Here is a 2,203-nt window from a genome sequence, read left to right on the forward strand (position 1 = left end):
GCAATCGACAGTGGACCGGAAGGGCGCTATTGCGCTTGTTTCAGACTCGGCGCATGCGAAAATGCGCAAAAATCGGAAGTATGCATGCTTGGTATATTGAGAAGCGCGGCGGGCACCTGGGTCGCGAAGGCGTTGCTGTCCTTGCTGGTGATCAGTTTCGCCGCTTGGGGCATCACCACCCGCATGGTGGGTGGCGTTCTGGGCGGCCATCACGCGGTGATCACCGCCGGCGGCACCGAGGTCTCGATTAACGAGTACCGCCTCGCTTATGACCGCCAGCTCAGCCTTCTGTCGCAGCAATATGGCCAGCGCATCACCCAGGAGCAGGCCAAGCTGCTCGGCGTCGACAATCAGGTGCTGGCCCAGCTTGTTTCAGGCGCCGTGCTCGACGAGCAAGCGCGCAAGCTCGGGCTCGGCCTCTCCAAGGACCGGCTGGCCGACCTGACGCGCGAGGATCCGGCTTTCAAAGGCCCCAGCGGCCAGTTCGATCGCCGGACCTTCGAATATCTCCTGCGCCAGCTCGGCATGCGGCCCGAGGACTACCTCAAGAACCGCGCGCAGGTGGCTGTGCGCCAGCAGATCGTCGAGGCGATTTCCGACGGCCTGAAGGTGCCGCAGACCTTCCTGAAGGCGGTCTCTCTCTATCGCGGCGAGGATCGCACGATCGACTATCTCGTGCTCCCGAAGACGCTGGTGCAGCCGATCGAGGCGCCGTCCGACAGCGCCATCAACGCCTATTTCGATGCCAACAAGAAGACCTATGCCGCGCCGGAATACCGCAAATTCTCCTATGCCCGGCTGGAGCCGCAGGACATCGCGGATCCGTCCGCGGTGACCGATAGCCAGGTCAGCGAGGACTACAACAAGAATATCGCGCGCTACACGACGCCCGAGATGCGCACCATCGAGCAGCTGGTGTTCAAGACACCGGATGCGGCCAAGGCGGCTTTGGATTCGCTGAAGGCGGGCGCCACTTTCGACAAGCTCATCACCGCCGAGGGCAAGACGCCAGCCGACACGCTGCTGGGCACGCTATCGAAGGACAAGATCGCCGACAAGGCGGTCGCCGATGCGGCCTTCTCGCTCAATGCCAATGAGGTCAGCCAGGTCGTCCAGGGCGCTTTCGGTCCCGTGCTCTTGCGCGTCACCGAGATCAAGCCGCAAGTGGTGAAGCCGCTTTCGGAAGTGTCCGCTCAGATCCGCAAGGACCTGGCGCTCGGCGAGGCAAGCCGCATCCTGCTCGACGTCCATGACAGCTATGAGGACACCCGTGCCTCGGGCGCCTCGCTTGCCCAGGCCGCCGAGAAGCTGAAGCTCAAGGTCGTCACCATCGACGCCATCGACCGTACCGGCCAGCGGCCGGATGGCACGATCGTCAACGACCTGCCGGAATCGGCCGCGCTGATCAAGTCGGTGTTCGCGGCAGAGCCCAACACCGAGAACGAGGGCCTGACCACCGCGGACAACGGCTTTGTCTTCTACGAGGTGCAGTCGGTCACGCCGGCGCGCGACCGCACGCTGGACGAAGTCCGCAAGAAGGTCGTGGCCGACTGGACGGAGGCCGAGACGGACAAGCGGCTCGACGCGAAGGCCAAGGAGCTGGAGAAGCGCCTCAAGGCCGGCACCACGCTCGACGTCATCGCCGGCGAACTCAAGCTCGACAAACAGACCAAGCGCGGCCTGAAGCGCGAAGCCGACGATGCCGATTTCGGCAAGGAAGGTGCGGCGGCGATGTTCGGCGTCGGCGAAGGCGGTACCGGTTTGATCCCCTCGCCGACTGGCGACGGCCAGATCCTGTTCAAGGTCGCCGAGGTCTTCGAGCCGGCAGGCGCCGACGGCAGCGCGGTGCCGGACGACGCGCAGAAATCCTTCGGCGCCGGCATGTCAGACGACCTGCTCGACCAGCTGGTGGCGCAGCTGCAATCGCAATATGACGTTCGCATCGACCCGAACGCCGTTTCGCAAGCACAGACACGATGAGCGCTCTGAAAACACACATAGCCAAGGTCGCCACCGGCACCGCGCTTTCCTTCGAGGAAGCACGCGAGGCGTTCGACATCATCATGTCGGGCGATGCGACGCCCGGCCAGATCGGCGGCTTCCTGATGGCGCTGCGCGTGCGCGGCGAGACCGTGAGCGAAATATCCGGCGCGGTGGCGACGATGCGCGCCAAGATGCTGCGCGTCGAGGCGCCGCACGGCGC

The 2,203-nt window shown here is 64.6% G+C and carries 1 protein-coding gene and 1 pseudogene; both read left to right on the forward strand.

Translation table 11 applies throughout. The features are described 5' to 3' along the window. The first annotated feature begins 84 nt into the window (after nucleotides 1-84). Entirely contained in the window at nucleotides 85-1,980 is a 1,896-nt protein-coding gene (locus EOD07_RS31600; RefSeq protein WP_073986809.1) for a peptidyl-prolyl cis-trans isomerase, read from the forward strand. Beyond that, nucleotides 1,977-2,203, forward strand: a pseudogene (locus EOD07_RS31605) (anthranilate phosphoribosyltransferase); the annotation flags it as partial. The gene EOD07_RS31600 and the pseudogene EOD07_RS31605, both read left to right, overlap by 4 nt.

The sequence above is a fragment of the Mesorhizobium sp. M2C.T.Ca.TU.002.02.1.1 genome (assembly GCF_003997225.1).

What these genes read in the sequence shown, in the direction of transcription:
- EOD07_RS31600 (WP_073986809.1), top strand. Translation starts at nt 85, where the DNA reads ATGCTTGGTATATTGAGAAGCGCGGCGGGCACCTGGGTCGCGAAGGCG.